This window comes from Actinophytocola xinjiangensis (assembly GCF_001921215.1).
Taxonomy (GTDB): Bacteria; Actinomycetota; Actinomycetes; order Mycobacteriales; family Pseudonocardiaceae; genus Actinophytocola; species Actinophytocola xinjiangensis.
On record NZ_MSIF01000012.1, the window covers coordinates 241,054 to 259,187 of the forward strand.

The window sequence follows — 18,134 nt, forward strand, 5'->3', positions numbered from 1 at the left end:
GTCGGCTGCCTAGGCCCACTTGACCGAGCAGCCGACGCTGGGCAGCTGACCGACCTCGACCGGCTCCCCGGCGACCACCGAGGCGACGGCCGCGTCCAGCTCGTCGCCGGTGACCGGGACGCCGTTGCCGGGGCGGGCGGCGTCGAACCGGCCCCGGTAGACCAGCCGGCGGCCGGCGTCGTAGAGGAAGAAGTCCGGGGTGCACACCGCGCCGTAGGCGCGCGCCACGACCTGCTCGGGGTCGGCGAGATACGGGAACGTCCAGCGCCAGGCCGCGGCCCGCTCGGCCATCCGCGCGGGCAGCTCGTCGGGGTAGGCGTGCGGGTCGTTGGGGTTGATCCCGGCGACGCCGAGGCCCTGCTGGCGCCAGCGGGCGGCGGCCGCGCCGAACGGGACGGCGATGTGCCGCACGAACGGGCAGTGGTTGCACAGGAAGGCGACCAGCGTGCCGCGCGGGCCGGCGACCCGGTCCAGGGTCCAGGTCACCCCCTCCGGGTCGGGCAGCGCGAAGGCCGGTGCCTCGGTGCCCAGCGGGACCATGCTGGAGTTCAACGCGACCATGTGCCGACCGTACCGGGCCGGCCGGGCATGCTGGTGACCATGACGGAGCTGCACTACCTGGCCGGACTCGACCTGGCCGGCCGCCGTGTCGTGGTGGTCGGCGGCGGGACGGTGGCCGCGCGCCGGCTGCCGCGACTGGTGGAGTCGGGCGCGGCGGTCGAGGTGATCTCGCCGGACGCCACGCCCGCCGTGGTCGGCCTGGCCGACGGCGGAGCGCTGGTCTGGCACCAGCGCCCCTACGCCGAGGGCGACCTCGACGGCGCCTGGTACGTGCTGTGCTGCACGTCCGCGCCGGAGGTGAACGAGGCCGTGTCGGCCGAGGCGCAGGCCCGGCGGGTGTTCTGCGTGCGCGCGGACGCCGGCTCGGCCGGCAGCGCGGTGACCCCGGCGACCGGCAACCACGACGGCCTGCTGGTCGGCGTGCTGGCCGGCGGCGCGCACCGCCGGTCGGCGACCGTGCGGGACGGGCTGTTGCTGGCGCTGCGCACCGGCGCGGTGTCGGCGTCGGTGCCGGCCGCCGCGCGCCCGACCGGGGTGGCGCTGGTCGGCGGCGGGCCGGGCGACCCGGACCTGATCACCGTGCGCGGCCGGCAGCTGCTGTCGGTGGCCGACGTGGTGATCGCCGACCGGCTGGCGCCGGGGTCGCTGCTCGACGAGCTGCCGCCGGGCGTCGAGGTGGTCGACGCGGCGAAGATCCCCTACGGGCGGGCGGCGTCCCAGGACGCGATCAACGCGCTGCTGGTCGACCACGCGCGTGCCGGCCGGTTCGTCGTCCGGCTCAAGGGCGGTGACCCGTTCGTGTTCGGCCGGGGCTTCGAGGAGGTCCTGGCGTGCGCGGCGGCCGGTGTACCGGTGACCGTGGTGCCCGGGGTGACCTCGGCGTTCGCCGTGCCGGCGGTGGCCGGGGTGCCGGTGACCCACCGCGGGGTGGCGCACGAGGTGGTGGTGGTCTCCGGGCACCTGCCGCCGGGCCACCCGGAGTCCCTTGTGGACTGGCCGGCCCTGGCGGCGCTGCGCGGAACACTGGTGCTGATGATGGCCGTGGAACGCGCGCCCGCGTTCGCCGAGGTCCTGATGGCCGGCGGACGCGCACCGGACACGCCGGCGGCGATCGTCCAGGAAGGCACCACCCGGGCCCAGCGCGTCGTCCGGTCCACGTTGTCCACCCTGGCCGACGACGTCGCGGCCCAGGGCATTCGCCCACCGGCGGTGATCGTGGTCGGCCCGGTGGCGGCACTGTCGGTCAGCCACGCCTCGTCGCCACCGGCCTGACGGTCACGCTGACGACGACGCGGGGTGCGGTTTCCCGCACCCCGCGCCGTCGGGTGGTCAGCGGTCGGTGCGGCGGGGGCGGGGACGGCCGGGGCGGTTGCCGAAGCGGCCGCGCTGGCCCGCCGGCCGGGACGGGCGGCGGACCGGCTCCGGGTCGACCACCGGGTCGCCCGAGGGGATCCGGGCGCCGGTGATGCGGACCAGGTCCGCGTCGCCGGGGGTGACCTTGGTGCGCTCGGGGGAGACGCCGGCCTGCTCGGTCATGCGGAAGACGGTGCGGCGTTCCTGGTGGGTCACCAGGGTGACGACGGTGCCCGTCTCGCCGGCCCGGGCGGTGCGGCCGGCGCGGTGCAGGTAGCCCTTGGCGTCGGCCGGCGGGTCCACGTGGACCACCAGGCTGATGCCGTCCACGTGAATGCCCCGGGCGGCCACGTCGGTCGCCACCAGCACGGGCAGCGAACCGTCGCGGAACTCGCCCAGGACGCGGTTGCGGGCGCCCTGGGGCTTGCCGCCGTGCAGCGCCCCGGCGCGCACCCCGACCGAACGCAGCTGCTTGGTCAGCCGGTCGACGTGGTGCTTGGTGCGCAGGAACAGGATCGTGCGGCCGTCACGCGCCGCCATCTCGGTCACCACCGCCTGCTTGTCCTCACGGGACACCAGCAGCAGGTGGTGGTCCATCGTGTCCACCGCCGCCGTCGCCGGGGAGACCGAGTGGGTCACCGGGTCGGTCAGGTAGCGGTTGACGAGCTGGCTGACGTCCTTGTCGAGCGTCGCCGAGAACAGCATGCGCTGGCCGTCGTCGGGCACCAGGTCCAGGATGGCGCGGACCTGGGGCAGGAACCCCATGTCGGCCATCTGGTCGGCCTCGTCCAGCGCGGTGAACCGCACGTCGTCGAGAATCAGGGTGCCCTGCCGCACGTGGTCGGACAGCCGGCCGGGGGTGGCGATCAGCAGGTCGACGCCCCGGCGCAGCTGGTCGACCTGGCGGGAGAACGACATCCCGCCGACGACCGTGCGGCACCACAGGTCAAGCGACCTGGCCAGCGGACGCAGCGCGTCCTCCACCTGCATCGCCAGCTCACGGGTCGGCACCAGGATCAGCCCGCGAGGCCGCTGCGGGCGGCTGTTGCCCCGGGCGAGCCGGGTCAGCAGCGCCAGCCCGAACGCCAGCGTCTTGCCCGACCCCGTCTGCGCGCGGCCCAGCACGTCCCGGCCGGCCAGCGCGTCGGGCAGGGTCGCCGACTGGATCGGGAACGGTGCGTCGATACCGGCGGCGGACAGCGCCTCCAGCAGCGGGGTCGGCAGACCCAGCTCGGCGAAGCCGACCGACTGGCGGCGGCGCTGCGGCGTGTCGACGATCTCGCCGTCCCAGGCGGGACCGTCCTGCTCACGCCGGGCGGTCGCGGGCGGACGGTCCTGGCCACGCTGGGGCCGCCGGCTGCCCTGCGCACGCTGGCCGTCCTCGCGGCGGTTGCCGCCGAACGAGCGGCCGTCCTTGCGGTCCTGACCGAACGAGCGCCGGTCACCGCCGGACGCCCGCCGGTCCCCGTCGAACGAACGGTCCTGGGAGCGCCGGTTGTCACCGAACGAGCGGCGGTCGTCGCCGGCCGGGCGGCGGTCGCCGTTGAACGAACGACGGTCACCGCCGTAGGAGCGGCCCTCACCGGAGGGACGCCGGTCGCCGTAGGAGCGGCGGTCGTCACCGGAGGGACGGCGGTCGCCGTGGGAGCGGCGCTGGTCGTCGCCGTGGGAACGGCGGGAGTCGGAGTACTGGCCGCGGTGGTTGCCGCGACCGGTGTTCTCGTCCTGCTGGCGCGGCTCGTCCGACCAGGTACGGCGGCGCGGGTTGTCGTGGTGGGACCGGTTGGCCCGCGCTGAGGTGTTCTTGCGCGGCTTGGTGCTGTGCGCGCTGGCGCGCACGGTGCTGTTCGGCACGGATTCCTCTCCGAGTGCGGCACGTCTCGGGAGGCCTCGGTCGAGGCTGCAATCTCGCGCGGACGAGCCCGGTGCCCAGGTGGCACCGTCAGTAGAAACGATCAGTGAATCATCAGGTCCATCGCCTGCCAGCCGACCTCGTCGCCGGGTGGGGTGCGGCACGGACCGCTCGCGATGCTCGATCAAGGCTACCTGATCGGTCGCGGCGGCCCGTGCCCGGTGGCGCTCAGTCGAGGCCGGCGGCGGCCAGCAACCGGCCCGTGACGTGGTCGGCGTCCAGCAGATCCTCCGGCAGACCCCGCGAACGGAACCAGCCCATGACGTTCGCCACGTCGCGGGCCAGGAACTCCGACCCGCGCGGGTTGGCGACCACGTCGACGATCTGCGGCAGGTCGATCAGCACGATCTGCCCGTCGTGCACCAACAGGTTGTACGCCGACAGGTCACCGTGGGTCATCCCCTCGCTGGCCAGGATCTCCAGCGCCGCCAGCAGCTGGTGCCACAGCTCCGTGAGCTCCTCGGGCCCCGGCCGGGTCTCGGCCAGGCGGGGAGCGGCGGTGCCGTCGGCGTCGCCGATGAACTCCAGCAGCAGCTCGGTGCCGCTGCGCTGCACGGGGTAGGGCACCGGCACGCCGATCGACCACAGTCGCGACAGCGCCGCGAACTCGGCGACCGTCCACTGCTCGGCGATCAGGTTCCGGCCGAAGGAGGTGCGGTTCTCGATGGCCCGCATCTCCCGGCTGCGGCGCATCCGCCGGCCCTCGAGGTAACCGGCGTCCCGGTGGAACATCCGGTGCTCGTTGCTGCGGTAGCGCTTGGCGGCCATCACGGCGGCCCGGTCGGTGTCGGGCACCGCCCGGCGGATCAGGTGGACATCGGCCTCCTTGCCGGTCTTGAGCACACCCAGTTCGGTGTCGGCCGCGGCCAGTTCGGTCACGACCCAGTCGGGCCGGGGGTGCGGTCCCTGCTCGCCGTCGCCCCAGGTGCTCCAGCGATCGGCACCGGGGGGCAGCGGCGGGCCGGCGAACGCGCTCTCCCGCACGGCGGCGAGCCGGGCGCGTTCCTGTTCGGTGAGCCGGCCGGAGCGGCGGGACTGCGGGTCGAAGACGTCCTCGGCCTCGTGGGACCGGGCGATCTCCGACTTCTTCGGTCGCCGCGCCCGGCGGCGACCGAAGGAGTGGTCCTCGTCGAGCGAGTCGAACGAATCGGAGTACGAATCGGAAAAGTCGTGCGAACGCACTGGTGGGTTCTCCTCAGGAAAGCGAGTTGAGCGCCCCACCGGCGCGTGGCGAACGAGACCAGGCGACTCTCAGCGGGGCGGGCGGACGAGGGCGAGCCCCGTCCAGGCGACCGTCTTCATCACTGGGGCACCTCCCTGACGTGTCCGCCGGCCAACCACCGGCGCGCGGATCTGTTGTACGCAGGTTGCCCGAGGACAGTCCCCGGCGCAACCGAATTAACGTCAGTGCGGCGAACCGACGCAGAACTCGTTGCCCTCCGGGTCGGTGAGCACGGTCCACTCCAGCCCCGGCACCGCGTGGTCGGCGCCCCGGGAGGCGCCCAGCCCGACCAGCCGGGCGACCTCGCCCTCCCGGTCGTCGGTGGCCAGGTCGAGGTGGACGCGGTTCTTGACGGTCTTGGACTCGGCCACCCGCTGCAGGGCCACCATCGGCCGGCCGTCACCGCCACCCAGCTGGATGTACTCGCCCTCGGCGTCGAAGGCGACCTCCAGGCCCAGTGCCCTGGTCCAGAAGCCGGCGAGGGTGCGTGGATCGGCGCAGTCGATGGTGACTCCGCCCAGGTTGAGGTTCATGGAGGCGACGGTAGGACCGAACACCGACAGAATGGAGGCATGCGCTCCCTCGACTGGCGGGACGGCCACATCGTCGCGATCGACCAGACCCGGCTGCCCGGCGGTCTGGTGGAGATCGTCATCGGCTCGGTGGAGGAGCTGGTCATCGCCATCCAGCGGCTGGCCATCCGGGGCGCGCCGGCCCTGGGGGCGGCCGGCGCGCTCGGGGCGGCGCTGGCCGTGCGGGCCGACCCGGCCCGACGTGACCAGGATCTCGCCGCGCTGCGCTCGGCCAGGCCGACCGCCGTGAACCTGGCCTGGGGTGTGGACCGGGCGCTGGCCCGCGTGGACGACGGCCCGGACGCGGTGCTCGCCGAGGCGCTGACCGTGCTGGCCGAGGACGTCGACCGCAACCGGGCGCTGGGCCGTCGGGGCGCCGACTGGCTCGGGGAGCAGGTCGACGGCCCGGTCTCGGTGCAGACCCACTGCAACGCCGGCAGCCTGGCGTGCGTCGAGTGGGGGACCGCGCTGGGGGTGGTGCGGTCGCTGCACGACCGTGGCCGGCTACGCCACGTGTACGTCGACGAGACCCGGCCGCTGCTGCAGGGCGTGCGGCTGACCGCCTGGGAGCTGGCCCACCTCGGCGTCCAGCACACCGTCGTCGCCGACTCGGCCGGCCCGTCGGTGCTGGCCAGGGGGCTGGCCGACGCGGTGGTCGTCGGGGCGGACCGGATCGTGGCCAACGGCGACGTGGTCAACAAGATCGGCACGTACCCGCTGGCGCTGGCCGCGGCGCGGGCCGGGGTGCCGTTCCTGGTGGCCGCGCCGGAGTCGACGATCGACGCCGCCATCCCGTCGGGCGACCTGGTGGAGATCGAGGTGCGGGACGGGTCGGAGCTGCTGAACTTCTGCGGCACCCGGACCGCGCCCAGCGGCACCCAGGCGCTGAACCTCGCCTTCGACGTGACGCCGGCGGACCTGGTGTCGGCGATCGTCACCGAGGACCGGTTGATCAGGCCGGCACGGGGTGAGCGCCCCGCGTAACCGGGTGGAGCCGCTCGGACGCCGTTCACTACGCTTCCGGCAGTTTCGCCGACAAGGAGTACTGCCGTGATCACCAGGATGTCGTCGCTGTTCCTGCGCACTCTGCGTGACGATCCGGCGGACGCCGAGGTGCCGAGCCACAAGCTGCTGGTGCGCGCCGGGTACGTCCGCCGCGTCGCGCCGGGCGGCTACTCCTGGTTGCCGTTGGGGCTGCGGGTGCTGCGCAGGATCGAGCAGATCGTGCGCGAGGAGATGGACGCCATGGGCGGCCAGGAGATCCAGTTCCCCGCGCTGCTGCCTCGCGAGCCCTACGAGGCCACCAACCGCTGGACCGAGTACGGCGAGAGCCTGTTCCGGCTCAAGGACCGCCGGGGCGCGGACTACCTGCTCGGCCCGACGCACGAGGAGCTGTTCACGCTCACGGTGAAGGGCGAGTACAACTCCTACCGGGACTTCCCGGTGGTGCTCTACCAGGTGCAGACCAAGTACCGCGACGAGGCGCGGCCGCGCGCGGGCATCCTGCGCGGGCGCGAGTTCCTGATGAAGGACTCCTACTCGTTCGACCTGTCCGACGAGGGGCTCGCCGAGTCCTACCAGCGCCACCGCGACACCTATATCCGGATCTTCGACCGCCTCGGCCTGTCGTACGTGATCGTCTCGGCGATGTCCGGGGCGATGGGCGGCTCGGCGTCCGAGGAGTTCCTGGCCGACGCGCCGACCGGTGAGGACACCTTCGTCCGCAGCACCGAGTCCGACTACGCGGCCAACGTCGAGGCCGTGGTGACACCCGCGCCGCCGGCCCGGCCGGTCGAGGACCAGCCCGCCGCGCAGGTCCACCACACGCCGGACACGCCGACCATCGAGACCCTGGTGAACTTCCTGAACGCCGCGGGGCTGGACCGGACGTTCACCGCCGCCGACACGCTGAAGAACGTGCTGGTGAAGGTGCGGGCGCCCGGGTCGGACAAGGCGGAGCTGCTGGCGGTGGCCGTGCCGGGCGACCGCGAGGTCGACGCCAAGCGTCTCGAGGCGGCGGTGTACCCGGCCGAGGTCGCGCTGCTGGAGGAGGCCGACTTCACCGCCAACCCGTTCCTGGTGAAGGGCTACATCGGGCCGAAGGCGTTGCAGGACAACGGGGTTCGCTACCTGGTCGACCCGCGCGTCGTCACCGGGACGGCGTGGGTCACCGGCGCGGACAAGGTCGACCACCACGTGGTGGACCTGGTGTGTGGGCGCGACTTCACCCCCGACGGCACGATCGACGTTGCCGACGTGCGCGAGGGCGACCCGTCGCCCGACGGCCACGGCACGCTGGTGGCCGCGCGCGGTATCGAGATCGGGCACATCTTCCAGCTGGGCCGCAAGTTCGCCGACGCGTTCGGTCTGGACGCGCTGGGCGTGGACGGCAAGCCGATCCGGATCACCATGGGCTCCTACGGCATCGGCGTGTCCCGGCTGGTGGCCGCGATCGCCGAGCAGTCCCACGACGAGCACGGCCTGGTGTGGCCGCGCGCGGTGGCGCCGGCGGACGTGCACCTGGTGATCGCCGGCAAGGACGAGTCGATCCGCGAGGGCGCCGAGCGGCTCGCCGGGCAGTTGGACGCGGCCGGGCTGTCGGTGATGCTGGACGACCGCACCGCCACCCCCGGCGTGAAGTTCGCCGACGCCGAGCTGATCGGCGTGCCGACGATCGTCGTGGTCGGCCGGGGGCTGGCCAAGGGCGTGGTGGAGGTCAAGGACCGGGCGAGCGGGGAGCGGGTCGAGGTCGCGGTGGACGAGGCCGTCGCGCACCTGACCGGTCTGGTGCGCGGCTAGCCGGGCTGCGCCAGGCGCCGCGCGGCGTGCCGGAGTGCGGCCCTGGGGTCCCCGGGGGCGTCGGCGTGTGTCATGCGGGCCATCTGCGGGACGGCGTACCACCAGCCGGCGAGCGCCAGGACGAGGAACGCGAGGTCGGCGGGCGGCAGGGTGTCACTGATCAGGCCGGCGCGCTGGGCGCGGGCGAACGTGTCGACCTTGGCCTGGTAGTACCGGGTTCTGGTCGTCTCGTCCGGCACGCGCGGCAGGCCGGCGAGGCCTTCCCAGAGCAGTAGCCGGGTCAGTTCGGGGTGCGCGGCGTGGTAGTCGTGGACCGCGCCCGCGTAGTCGGCCACGGCGTCCGGCCCGTCGAGGTGGTCGAGGGGGACCGCCGCCGCGACCTTGTTGAGCTCGTCGGCCAGGACCGTGGCGAACAGGCTGTTCTTGTCGCCGAAGTAGTTGTAGAGCCGTTCCTTGTTGACCCCGGCCCGGCGCGCGACGCGTTCCATCGTCGTGCCGCCGGGGCCGTGGGCGGCGAACTCGGCGACGGCCGCGTCCTTGAGCTTGCGCTTGGTCTGCTCGGTGTCCCAGGCCATGGTGGTGAGCATATCCAACGGTTGCGTTGTAGTACCTGTAGCCTCATCTCCAACGTTTACGTTGGAGATGAGGTTTTCCGTGGTCACAACGCGGGCCGTGGTGCCCCTGCTCGTCGCCACCGCGCTGGTGGTGCTGGTCCAGCTCTACCTCTCGATCCCGCTGCACGGCCCGGTGGCCGATGATCTGGGCGACCGGGGCGTCACGCTGGCCCTCGCGGCGGGTTACTCGCTGTGTTACGCGGTCGGTTTCCTGGTCCACGGGCCGCTGTCGGACCACCTCGGCCGGCGACGGGTGCTCCTCGCCGGTCTGGCCGCGCTGACCGTGTCGACAGTGGCCGTCGGCCTCGCGACGTCGGTACCGGCGCTGGGAATGCTGCGCGCGGTGCAGGGCGCGGCCGCCGCGACGTTCGCGCCGACGGCACTGGCCTACCTCGGCGAGGCGTTGCCGCCCCGGCGGCGGGCAGGCGCGATCGGCGCGATGTCGGTCGCCTTCCTGACCGCCGGGATCATCGGCCAGGTCGTCGCCACGGCCGTCGCGGCCGGCGCCGGCTGGCGGTGGGTCTTCGTCGGCGGCGGCATCCTGCTGGCCGCGCTGACCGTCGCGCTGGCCCGCGTCGTGGCCGAACCCGCCGTCGAGCGGGCCCGGCGCCCGCTGGTCACCCGCTACGCCGACCTCGTCCGCTTCATCGTGCGGGGCCGCTCACTGCCGCTGGCCGCCGGTCACCTGGTGGTGCTGGGCGGTTTCGTGGGCCTGTACACCCGGCTCGGGCCGCACCTGGCCGCGCACGGTCTGACCACCGCCGAGGTCACGCTCGTGCGGGCGCTCGGCCTGCCGGCGATGGTCTGCGCGCTGGTCGCCGGGCCGCTCGCGGCCCGCCTGGGCCTGGCCAGGGCCGCGCTGCTCGGCTTCCTGGTCGCGGCGGCGGGGCTGGGGGCCGTGTCCGTGTCCGCGGCGAGCGTCGCCGTGATCGCGGTCGCCGTCACGGTGTTCGTCGCCGGGGTGGCGGTCCTGGTGCCCACGATGATCACGCTCTGGGGCGAGGCCGCCCGGCCGGCGCGGGGCGTCGGGATGGCGGTCAACGGCTTCGTCCTGTTCCTCGGCGCGAGCCTCGGGTCGACCACGACCGCCCTGCCCGGCGGGTTCGCCGGGGCGGTGGCGATCCTCGCCGGGCTCTACCTGCTGGCCGGGCTCGTCGTCCGGTCAGTTCTCGCGCAGCAGCGCGGTGAGCACGGCCGGGGTGTCGCCGAGGTCCGGCAGGACCACGTCGGCGCCTGAGGCCGCCAGGTCGTCCACGGTGAACTTGCCGGTGGCCACGCCGACGGTGACCGTGCCGTGGTGGCGTCCGGCGGCGACGTCGGCGGGGGTGTCGCCGATGACGATCACCGAGCCGGGGGCGAAGGTCCGGCCGTGTTTGGCGCCGGCCTGGGCCATCGCCACCTCGACCAGGTCGTGGCGGTGTTCGGACAGCGAGCCGTAGCCGCCGATCTCCAGGTCGACGTGGTGGTGCAGGTCGAAGGCGGCCAGTTTCCAGGACGCCAGCGACGGCAGGTTGCCGGTGACCAGGGACTGCACGACGTCCTCGCGTCCGCCGAGCGCACCGAGGATCTCCGGCGCGCCGACCAGTGCCCGGCCGAGGGTGGGCAGGGCCTCGCGGGAGGCCAGGGCGATGGCCTCCAGTTCGGCGTAGAGGCGTTCGATGCGCTCGTCGTCGTCGGGTTCGTCGTGGGCGGTGAGGATCTCGCGCACCAGTGACCGTTCGGTGCGGCCGGGGAAGAACGGCAGGTGGTTGAGCTGCTTGCCGACGGCGTTGACCAGTGCCCGCGCGTACCACTCGCGGCCGAGGCCGCTGTAGTCGACGAGCGTGTGGTCGATGTCCCAGAGCACGAGGTTGTCCACCTCGCCATCGTGACACGTTGGATTTCAACACCGGTTGACTTCGTCGCGCGGCCGGGCGTACCTTGGGGCTGAATTCAACGATTGATGAACTCAGTGGAGGGGGAACCACCCGATGAACGTCCGCCGGCCCGTGCTCGTCGCCGTGCTGCTCGGCCTGGTCGGGGCGGTGGTCGCCACCGTGCTCGGCTTCCTGACCTTCGGCGCCCAGGCCACCGCCGCGCCCGACCACGTCCCGGTCGCCGTCGCCACCACCGGCACCGCGCCCCCGCAACTGCGCGCCGCCGCGCAACAGCTCGCCGGCCAGGGCGGCGACGCCGTCGAATGGCGGGTCACCGACGCCGCCACCGCCCGCGAACTGCTGTCGGACAAGGAGGTCTACGGCGTCCTCGAACTCAGCGCCGGCCCCCAGGGCCTCACCCCCACGGTCGTGGTCAGCGGCGCGATCAACCCGCAGGGCACCCAGATCGCCCAGCAGGTCCTCACCGGCGCCGCCCAGGGCCTGGCCGGCGCGCTCGGCCAACAGGGCGTCGCGGTCAGCCCGCCCCAGGTCGAGACGCTGCACCCGTCGAGCACGGCCGCGCGCACCGCGCCGCTGGCCGCCAGCGCCCTGCTCTGGATCGGCGGCCTGGTCTCGGCGATCGCCTTCGGCCTGCTGGTCGTGCGCCAGCGGATGATGGTCGGTCCGCTGGCCCGCGCCACCCTGCTCGTCTCGACCACCGTGCTGACCACCGCCGTCCTGGTCGGCTTCCTGCGGCTGTGGGACTCCGAGCTGGTCATCAGCGGCGAGGTCCTCGGCTTCCTCGCGCTCACCACCCTCGCGTTCGCCTCGGTCCAGGGCGCGCTGCTGCGCCTGCTGCGGCTGCGCGCCGCCGCGATCCTCGGGCCGCTCTACCTGATCGCCCCGGCCGTCGCCGGCCAGGTGCCGGAGATGCTCGACCCGACCTACCGCACGCTGCTCTGGTCGTGGACGCCCTTCCGGTTCTCCACCGAGGGCCTGCGCAGCCTGCTGCTGGGCACCCCCGACGCCCCGGACGTGCGCACCGCGCTGCTGGTGCTCGGCGGGATGGCCGCCGTCGGCCTGGTCGTGATGCTCTGGCCCGGCCGGGCCAACGCCGACCAGGCGCCCGAACCCGAGCCGGCCCGCGAACCGGCGCTAGCCGGCTAGGAAGCTGAACCGCACCCGCCGCACCGGGTTGTCGACGTTGGTGTCCACCAGGCAGATCGACTGCCAGGTGCCCAGGGCCAGCTCGCCGCCGAGCACCGGGACCGTCGCGTAGGGCGGGACCAGCGCCGGCAGCACGTGGTCGCGGCCGTGGCCGGGGGAGCCGTGCCGGTGGCGCCACCGGTCGTCGCCCGGCAGCAGTTCCCGCAGCTGGCGCAGCAGGTCCTCGTCGCTGCCGGCCCCGGTCTCCAGGACCGCGAGGCCGGCGGTGGCGTGCGGCACCCACACGTGCAGCAGCCCGTCGGCCGCGCCGGCCCCGGCCAGGAACTCCCGCGCGTCGCCGGTGAGGTCGTGGACCACCTCACGCCCGCCGGTCCGGACCTCGATCTCCGTGGTGTGCATGCCCGACACGGTATTAGTAGGGCATGCGCGTGGCTTACGGACAGCAGTTCGACGTGCCGGACGGGTACCTCAACACCGCCAGTATCGGCGTGCCCCCGGCGTTCGCGGCCGACATCCTCGACGAGGAGGTCCGGCGGTGGCGAGGCGGGCTGACCCGCCCGCCGCACTACGACCCCTACGTCGCCACCGCCCGCCAGGCGTGGGCCTCGCTGGTCGGCGTGCCGGCCGAACAGGTCGCCACCGGCTCCGGGGTGTCCCAACTGGTCGGCCTGGTCGCGGCCAGCCTGCCCCGGTCGACCAGGGTGCTGACCGTGGGCAACGAGTTCACCAGCGTGACCTTCCCGTTCGCCGCGCACGGCATGACGGTCACCGAGGTGACGCCCGACGAGCTGGCCGGCCGGGTCGCCGACCACGACCTGGTCGCCGTCAGCGTGGTGCAGTCCGCCGACGGCACGGTCATCGACCTCGACGCGCTGCGCTCGGCGCTGCGGGCCGCGTCCACCGAGGTGCTGGTGCTGCTCGACGTCACCCAGGCCGCCGGGTGGCTGCCGCTGGACCTGCCCTGGGCCGACTGGGTCGTCGGGACCGGCTACAAGTGGCTGATGGCTCCGCGCGGCACCGCCTGGCTGGCCGCCACCCCGGCCGCGCTCGACCGGACGGTGCCGGTCGCGGCCAACTGGTTCGCCGCGCCCGACCCGTGGCAGGGCATCTACGGCCTGCCGCTGCGGCTGGCCCGCGACGCCCGCCGGCTGGACCTGTCCCCGGTGTGGTTCGCCCAGCTCGGCTCGGCCGCCACCCTGCCCTGGATCGCCGGCCTGGACCTCGCCGCCGTCCGCGACCACTGCGTCGGGCTGGCCGACGCCGTGCTGCTCGCCAGAGGCGAACGCCCGAGAGGGTCGGCCATCATCGCTGTCGACCTCACCGCCGAGCAGGCCGGACGGCTGGCCGAAGCGGGGGTCGTGGGCAGTGTTCGGGCAGGTCGGACCCGGTTGGCCTTCCACATGTACAACACCCTCGCCGATGTCGATCTGGTGGTCGATAGCACGACCTGATGACGGGCGTCCCGGCACCTCACCCTGGTTAACCCATGGTTTGTCCGGTTACGGTGGCGCCCGTGTCGGCTCCCTATCGCCCAGGGCAAGCACCGTGGCCCGAGAACCAACCGCAGCGACCGGACCGGCCGCCGCCGATCCAGTTCCAGGACGGCCCACCGCCGGGTGGCGGTACCGGGCTGAACTGGCCGGTGCGGATCATCGGTCTGGTGGCCATCGCGGTGGTCTCCGGGTTCGTGTACTGGTTCCTGAACAACGAGTCCCCCCAGGACCCCGCCACCGGCTACGGCGACCAGCCGCCGTCGACCGTGGTCACCACGTCCGGCGAGTTCGACTTCGAGATGCTGGAGATCGACAAGCCGATCGTCGACAAGGACTGCACCAAGCACTCCTACGGCAAGATCAAGGACTTCCTCACCGAGAACCCGTGCACCCAGCTCGTCCGGGCGATCTACCAGGCCGAGATCGAGGACGAGTACGGCGGCTTCCGGACGATCTACACCTCGGTGTCGGTGGTCGAGATGCCCGACGAGGCACAGGCCACCGACCTGCGCGAGCTGACCGACACGGACAACACCGGCAACGTCAACGACCTGGTCCGCGAGGGTGAGGTGACCATCGCCGGCCTCAAGACGCTCAGTGCCGGCGGCGGCTACGACTCCTCCCAGGACGGCCGCGAGGTGGTCATCGTCGAGGCCGACTACGACCCGGAGGCCAGCGACGGCGGCTCGGGCGAGGAGCTCGACAAGGTCTGCGGCGACGCCATCCGCCTGTCGGCCGAGATGCTCGACGCCGTGAGCTGAACCGCTAGGCGGGCTGCCCGGGGAAGGCGCGCGCGGCCGGTGTCTCGCCGGCCGCCCGGCGCCACCGCGTGGCCCGGACCGCCGCCCCGGTCAGCGCCTCCAGCGCCGAGGTCCGCAGCGCCTTGTCGTCGGTGCGCTCCAGCACGGCCCGCCAGGCGACGGCCGTGTCGGACTCGGCGACCACCAGCACGGCCAGCGCCGAGGCCTGGTCGGTCACCGGCTGGGGTGCGACGTAGGCGGGCTCCGGCGGCCGGGGCGTCTGCCCGGCGTCGGCCAGCAGCCGCTCGGTGGTGTCCCGGCGGGCCCGGTGGGCCGTGGTCCCCTCCCCGACCGGCGCCTCGAACTGCTCCGGCAGGAACGCGCTGACCAGTCCGTACACCCAGATCGCCGCGTGCTCGGCGCCCAACGCGGCCTGCACGGCGTCCAGGGACTCGGCCGGCGGCGGCGCCGACGAGGACGGCTGCCTCATCCGAGCACCACCCGCAGGCTCGCGCATCCGGCGGCGACCGAACCGACCAGCCCGGCCCGGTAGGCCGGCAGCCCGGCCACCAGGTCGGCGGCCTGCTGGTGTGCCGCGTCCAGCGACCCGGCCAGCAGCTCGCGGGCGGCGGCCTCGTCGGCCGGCGGATCGGCCGGCGGCGCCGAGGAGGGCGGTGTGCTCGACGAGACCGGCGGGCGCTCCCGGTCGACCTCGGCCCGCAGGGCGGTCGCGTGCTCGTCACGGGCGGCGGCCACCTCGCCGGCCACCGCCGCCAGCGCCGGCACCGCCGAGACGATCGCGGTCGCGGCGTCGGCGTCGGCCCGCGCCGACGCGGCCAGGTCGGCCAGGGGATCCGGTGGGGGCGGCGGCTCCGGTTCCTCGGTACACGCGACCGTGCCCACGGCGAGGCCGCCGGCCACCGGCAGCAGCGCGAGCCCCCGCAGCACGTCACGACGCGCAACGTTCATCACAGCCGGTCATACTGCCAGGCGGCTTCGACACCCGGTCGGACGCACCGGGCCCGCACGGAACCGAGTCGTGGACCATGACGAGATACGCTTGGCAACCACGGTCGGTGAGTGCACCGCCAGGACGACAACACAGGGGAGTGGCACGTGCCCGGTCAGCGACAACGGACCTCCGAGGCCGGCGAGACGCTGGAGCCGGTGGTCGCCGACGCCGTCGCGCGAGCCGGCTACGACCTCGAACATCTCCAGATCCAGCAGGCGGGCCGGCGGCAGCTGGTCAAGGTCGTCGTCGACACCGACGCCGAGTCCGGCATCGGGCTCGACCAGGTCGCCGAGGTCAGCCGGGCGGTGTCCACCGCCCTGGACGCGCTGGAGGGCGAGGGCACCGCGGGCGGCGTGCTCGGCGGCTCCTACACCCTGGAGGTCACCTCGCCCGGGCTGGACAGGCCGTTGACCCGGCCGCGGCACTGGCGCAGGGCGCGCCTGCGCAAGGTCGCCGTGCGGACGGGTGAGGATGCCTTCACCGCGCGGGTGGGGGATGCTGACGACCACGGCGTGCGCCTGTTGGTCGACGGCGACATCAGGTACGTCAGCTTCGCCGACATCGATCACGCGGTGATCGAGATCGAGTTCCGCGAGCCGCCGGCCGCCGAGATTGCCACGTTGGAACAAGAGGAGGGGTCGCGATGAACGTCGATATCGCGGCGCTGCGCGCGATCGAGCGAGACAAGGACATCCCCTTCGACACGGTGATCGAGGCGATCGAGACAGCACTGCTCACCGCCTACAAGCACACCGAGGGCCACCAGGCGCACGCCAGGATCGACATCGACCGGAGGACCGGCCTGGTGCGGGTGATCGCCTACGAGCTCGGCGCCGACGGCGAGACCACCGAGGAGTGGGACGACACCCCGGAGGGCTTCGGCCGCATCGCCGCCACCACCGCGCGCCAGGTCATCCTGCAGCGCCTGCGGGACGCGGAGAACGAGAAGACCTTCGGCGAGTTCTCCGCCAAGGAGGGCGAGATCGTCTCCGGGGTGGTGCAGCGCGACGCGCGGGCCAACTCCCGGGGCATGGTCGTGGTGCAGGTCGGCGACACCGAGGGCGTGCTGCCCTCGGTCGAGCAGGTGCCCGGCGAGCGCTACGAGCACGGCGTGCGGATCAAGTGCTACGTGCTCGGCGTGAGCCGGGGAACACGCGGGCCGCAGATCACGTTGAGCCGTACGCACCCCAACCTGGTGCGGCGGCTGTTCGCGCTGGAGGTCCCGGAGATCGCCGACGGCACGGTCGAGATCCCGGCGGTCGCCCGCGAGGCCGGCCACCGCTCGAAGATCGCGGTCCGCTCGACGGTGCCTGGAGTCAACGCGAAGGGCGCCTGCATCGGACCGAACGGGTCACGGGTGCGCAACGTGATGAGTGAGCTGCTCGGGGAGAAGATCGACATCATCGACCACTCCGACGACCCGGCGACGTTCGTCGGCAACGCGCTCTCGCCGGCGAAGGTCGTGTCGGTGCGGGTCGTGGACGAGCGCGCCAAGACGGCGCGGGTCGTCGTGCCCGATTTCCAGCTGTCGCTGGCGATCGGCAAGGAGGGACAGAACGCCCGGCTCGCCGCCCGGTTGACCGGGTGGCGGATCGACATCCGCAGCGACGCGGCGGCGCCGACACCGGCCGTCGACCTCCCCACGGGGGACGCTTCGGATGTGACACCGACCGGATCTTCGACTGCGGGTTCGGTCGAGTAGGCACGACGGGATAGACTCACCAGTGGTTCACCGTTCTGGACCGGCGTCCGTACGTCCCGAGGCCTCGCGCCCGGTACGTACCTGCGTCGGTTGCCGGGCCAGGGCGGCGGCTGGTGAGTTGCTCCGGGTCGTGTTCGTCGACGGGACCGTGGCTCTCGACCTCCGGCGTCGTGCCGGGGGGCGGGGGGCGTGGATCCATCCCGACGCGAGCTGCCTGGACAAGGCCGAGCGGCGGCGTGCGTTCGCGAGAGCGTTGCGTGTGCCTGGCCCGCTCGACACCGGGACGCTCCGGCGGGGACTGGAGCAGCTGGATCACCGCGTGACCGGACTGGGATCTTCCCGGACCGGGCTGGACAACGAAAGCAGGTCGACCCGTCATGAGTCAGCCGTGAAGCTGAAGCCATGAACGCCAGAGGATAGGACGAGGTCGAGCGGGACCATGCCGCCGGCCTCACTCGGACGAGGAGAGCAGTGGCAGGCAAGGCCCGAGTGCATGAGCTCGCGAAGGAGCTCGGAGTAACCAGCAAGGAAGTACTCGCCAAGCTGAAGGACCTTGGTGAGTTCGTGAAGTCGGCGTCCTCCACGGTCGAGGCGCCGGTCGCGCGTCGGCTGCGCGACGCGTACCCCAAGTCGGACGGTGGCAAGAAGGGCGGCCCCCGGCCGCGGCCCGCCGGTACCCCCGGCCCCAGGCCGGGTGGCGACCAGCGTCCCGCCGCCCCCGCCCAGCAGCCGGCCCAGCCGGCCCACCAGCAGCAGCAACAGCAGCCGAGGCCCGCGATGCCCGGCGCGCCCAAGCCGGGTGTCCGGCCTGGTCCCGCGCGCCCGGTTCCCGGCCCGGCCGCGCCGCAGCCCGCGGCGGCCAAGGCCGAGACCGAGGCCCCGAGCCCGGCGGTCTCGCCTGGTCCGGCGACCCCGGCACCGGCCCAGCCGCAACAGCAGCAGCAGCCCCAGCAGCAGCAACCGGCCCAGCCGCAGCAGCCGCCCGCGCAGGGCGGTGGCCAGCAGCCGGGTCAGGTCGTCCCGCCGCGCCCGCAGTCGCCCAAGCCGGGCCCGCGTGCGCCGAGGGTCGGCAACAACCCGTTCGGTGTCGGCGCCGGCACGCCCCCGCCGCGCCCGCAGGCCCCCCGCCCC

The 18,134-nt window shown here is 73.6% G+C and carries 20 protein-coding genes; 11 read left to right on the forward strand and 9 right to left on the reverse strand.

Translation table 11 applies throughout. The annotated features are described in order from the left end of the window. Nucleotides 1-9: 9 nt before the first annotated feature. Nucleotides 10-561 (reverse strand): thioredoxin family protein, encoded by a 552-nt coding sequence (locus BLA60_RS24130; protein ID WP_075135232.1) that lies wholly within the window; start codon nt 559-561, stop codon nt 10-12. Nucleotides 562-600: 39 nt separating this feature from the next. Here BLA60_RS24130 and cobA point away from each other — a divergent pair, with 39 nt between their 5' ends. Beyond that, nucleotides 601-1,833 (forward strand): uroporphyrinogen-III C-methyltransferase, encoded by a 1,233-nt coding sequence (cobA, locus tag BLA60_RS24135; RefSeq protein ID WP_245812119.1) that lies wholly within the window; start codon nt 601-603, stop codon nt 1,831-1,833. Nucleotides 1,834-1,890: 57 nt separating this feature from the next. On the opposite strand, the gene BLA60_RS24140 is transcribed toward cobA, so the two are convergent. The 3 genes from BLA60_RS24140 to BLA60_RS24150 all read right to left on the reverse strand — a co-directional run bounded on the left by BLA60_RS24140 (nt 1,891) and on the right by BLA60_RS24150 (nt 5,581). Next, a complete protein-coding gene (locus BLA60_RS24140) occupies nt 1,891-3,192 on the reverse strand; it encodes a DEAD/DEAH box helicase (RefSeq protein WP_075135282.1) in 1,302 nt (433 codons plus the stop codon). 802 nt (nt 3,193-3,994) lie between these two features. Continuing rightward, a complete protein-coding gene (locus BLA60_RS24145; RefSeq protein WP_084735217.1) occupies nt 3,995-5,008 on the reverse strand; it encodes a serine protein kinase RIO in 1,014 nt (337 codons plus the stop codon). A 222-nt stretch (nt 5,009-5,230) separates the two neighbouring features. After that, the gene (locus BLA60_RS24150; protein ID WP_075135233.1) at nt 5,231-5,581 is read right to left on the reverse strand and encodes a VOC family protein; all 351 of its coding nucleotides are present in this window, start codon (nt 5,579-5,581) and stop codon (nt 5,231-5,233) included. A 39-nt stretch (nt 5,582-5,620) separates the two neighbouring features. On the opposite strand from BLA60_RS24150, the gene mtnA reads away from it, so the two are divergent. After that, complete coding sequence (gene mtnA / locus BLA60_RS24155) at nt 5,621-6,604, forward strand: S-methyl-5-thioribose-1-phosphate isomerase (RefSeq protein ID WP_075135234.1); 984 nt, start codon at nt 5,621-5,623, stop codon at nt 6,602-6,604. Nucleotides 6,605-6,670: 66 nt separating this feature from the next. Beyond that, entirely contained in the window at nt 6,671-8,419 is a 1,749-nt protein-coding gene (locus BLA60_RS24160; protein ID WP_075135235.1) for a proline--tRNA ligase, read from the forward strand. Here the strand turns inward: BLA60_RS24160 and BLA60_RS24165 are convergent. After that, entirely contained in the window at nt 8,416-8,994 is a 579-nt protein-coding gene (locus tag BLA60_RS24165) for a TetR/AcrR family transcriptional regulator (RefSeq protein ID WP_075135284.1), read from the reverse strand. The genes BLA60_RS24160 and BLA60_RS24165 overlap by 4 nt on opposite strands. Before the next feature lie 79 nt (nt 8,995-9,073). On the opposite strand from BLA60_RS24165, the gene BLA60_RS24170 reads away from it, so the two are divergent. Next, nucleotides 9,074-10,270, forward strand: a complete 1,197-nt coding sequence (locus BLA60_RS24170; RefSeq protein ID WP_162293002.1) for an MFS transporter — start codon at nt 9,074-9,076, stop codon at nt 10,268-10,270. On the opposite strand, the gene BLA60_RS24175 is transcribed toward BLA60_RS24170, so the two are convergent. Beyond that, entirely contained in the window at nt 10,196-10,891 is a 696-nt protein-coding gene (locus BLA60_RS24175) for an HAD family hydrolase (RefSeq protein WP_245812120.1), read from the reverse strand. The two genes, BLA60_RS24170 and BLA60_RS24175, sit on opposite strands and share 75 nt — an antisense overlap. 112 nt (nt 10,892-11,003) lie before the next feature. On the opposite strand from BLA60_RS24175, the gene BLA60_RS24180 reads away from it, so the two are divergent. Next, complete coding sequence (locus tag BLA60_RS24180) at nt 11,004-12,056, forward strand: YhgE/Pip domain-containing protein (RefSeq protein ID WP_075135237.1); 1,053 nt, start codon at nt 11,004-11,006, stop codon at nt 12,054-12,056. Here the strand turns inward: BLA60_RS24180 and BLA60_RS24185 are convergent. Continuing rightward, on the reverse strand, nt 12,045-12,455 hold the full coding sequence (locus BLA60_RS24185; RefSeq protein WP_075135238.1) for a YjbQ family protein: 411 nt from the start codon (nt 12,453-12,455) through the stop codon (nt 12,045-12,047). The genes BLA60_RS24180 and BLA60_RS24185 overlap by 12 nt on opposite strands. Nucleotides 12,456-12,478: 23 nt before the next feature. Between BLA60_RS24185 and BLA60_RS24190 the strand changes: the two genes are divergently transcribed. Continuing rightward, nucleotides 12,479-13,507 carry an aminotransferase class V-fold PLP-dependent enzyme gene (locus BLA60_RS24190; protein WP_075135239.1) on the forward strand — a complete coding sequence of 343 codons (1,029 nt, stop codon included), beginning with the start codon at nt 12,479-12,481 and terminating at the stop codon, nt 13,505-13,507. 62 nt (nt 13,508-13,569) lie between these two features. Beyond that, a complete protein-coding gene (locus BLA60_RS24195; RefSeq protein ID WP_154814546.1) occupies nt 13,570-14,310 on the forward strand; it encodes a hypothetical protein in 741 nt (246 codons plus the stop codon). Between the two features lie 4 nt (nt 14,311-14,314). Here BLA60_RS24195 and BLA60_RS45675 read toward each other — a convergent pair whose 3' ends face one another. Beyond that, nucleotides 14,315-14,779, reverse strand: a complete 465-nt coding sequence (locus BLA60_RS45675) for a ferritin-like domain-containing protein (RefSeq protein ID WP_245812121.1) — start codon at nt 14,777-14,779, stop codon at nt 14,315-14,317. After that, nucleotides 14,776-15,258 carry a hypothetical protein gene (locus BLA60_RS45680; protein ID WP_245812122.1) on the reverse strand — a complete coding sequence of 161 codons (483 nt, stop codon included), beginning with the start codon at nt 15,256-15,258 and terminating at the stop codon, nt 14,776-14,778. The genes BLA60_RS45675 and BLA60_RS45680 overlap by 4 nt, the downstream gene beginning before the upstream one ends. A gap of 147 nt (nt 15,259-15,405) precedes the next feature. Here BLA60_RS45680 and rimP point away from each other — a divergent pair, with 147 nt between their 5' ends. The 4 genes from rimP to BLA60_RS42350 all read left to right on the forward strand — a co-directional run. After that, nucleotides 15,406-15,948, forward strand: a complete 543-nt coding sequence (gene rimP / locus BLA60_RS24205) for a ribosome maturation factor RimP (protein ID WP_211288835.1) — start codon at nt 15,406-15,408, stop codon at nt 15,946-15,948. Next, on the forward strand, nt 15,945-17,003 hold the full coding sequence (gene nusA, locus BLA60_RS24210; protein ID WP_075135240.1) for a transcription termination factor NusA: 1,059 nt from the start codon (nt 15,945-15,947) through the stop codon (nt 17,001-17,003). The genes rimP and nusA overlap by 4 nt, the downstream gene beginning before the upstream one ends. 130 nt (nt 17,004-17,133) lie before the next feature. Beyond that, on the forward strand, nt 17,134-17,409 hold the full coding sequence (locus BLA60_RS24215) for a DUF448 domain-containing protein (RefSeq protein WP_245812123.1): 276 nt from the start codon (nt 17,134-17,136) through the stop codon (nt 17,407-17,409). 83 nt (nt 17,410-17,492) lie between these two features. Continuing rightward, nucleotides 17,493-18,134: translation initiation factor IF-2 N-terminal domain-containing protein (locus BLA60_RS42350; protein WP_342744776.1), on the forward strand; the 642-nt coding region annotated here is incomplete at its 3' end.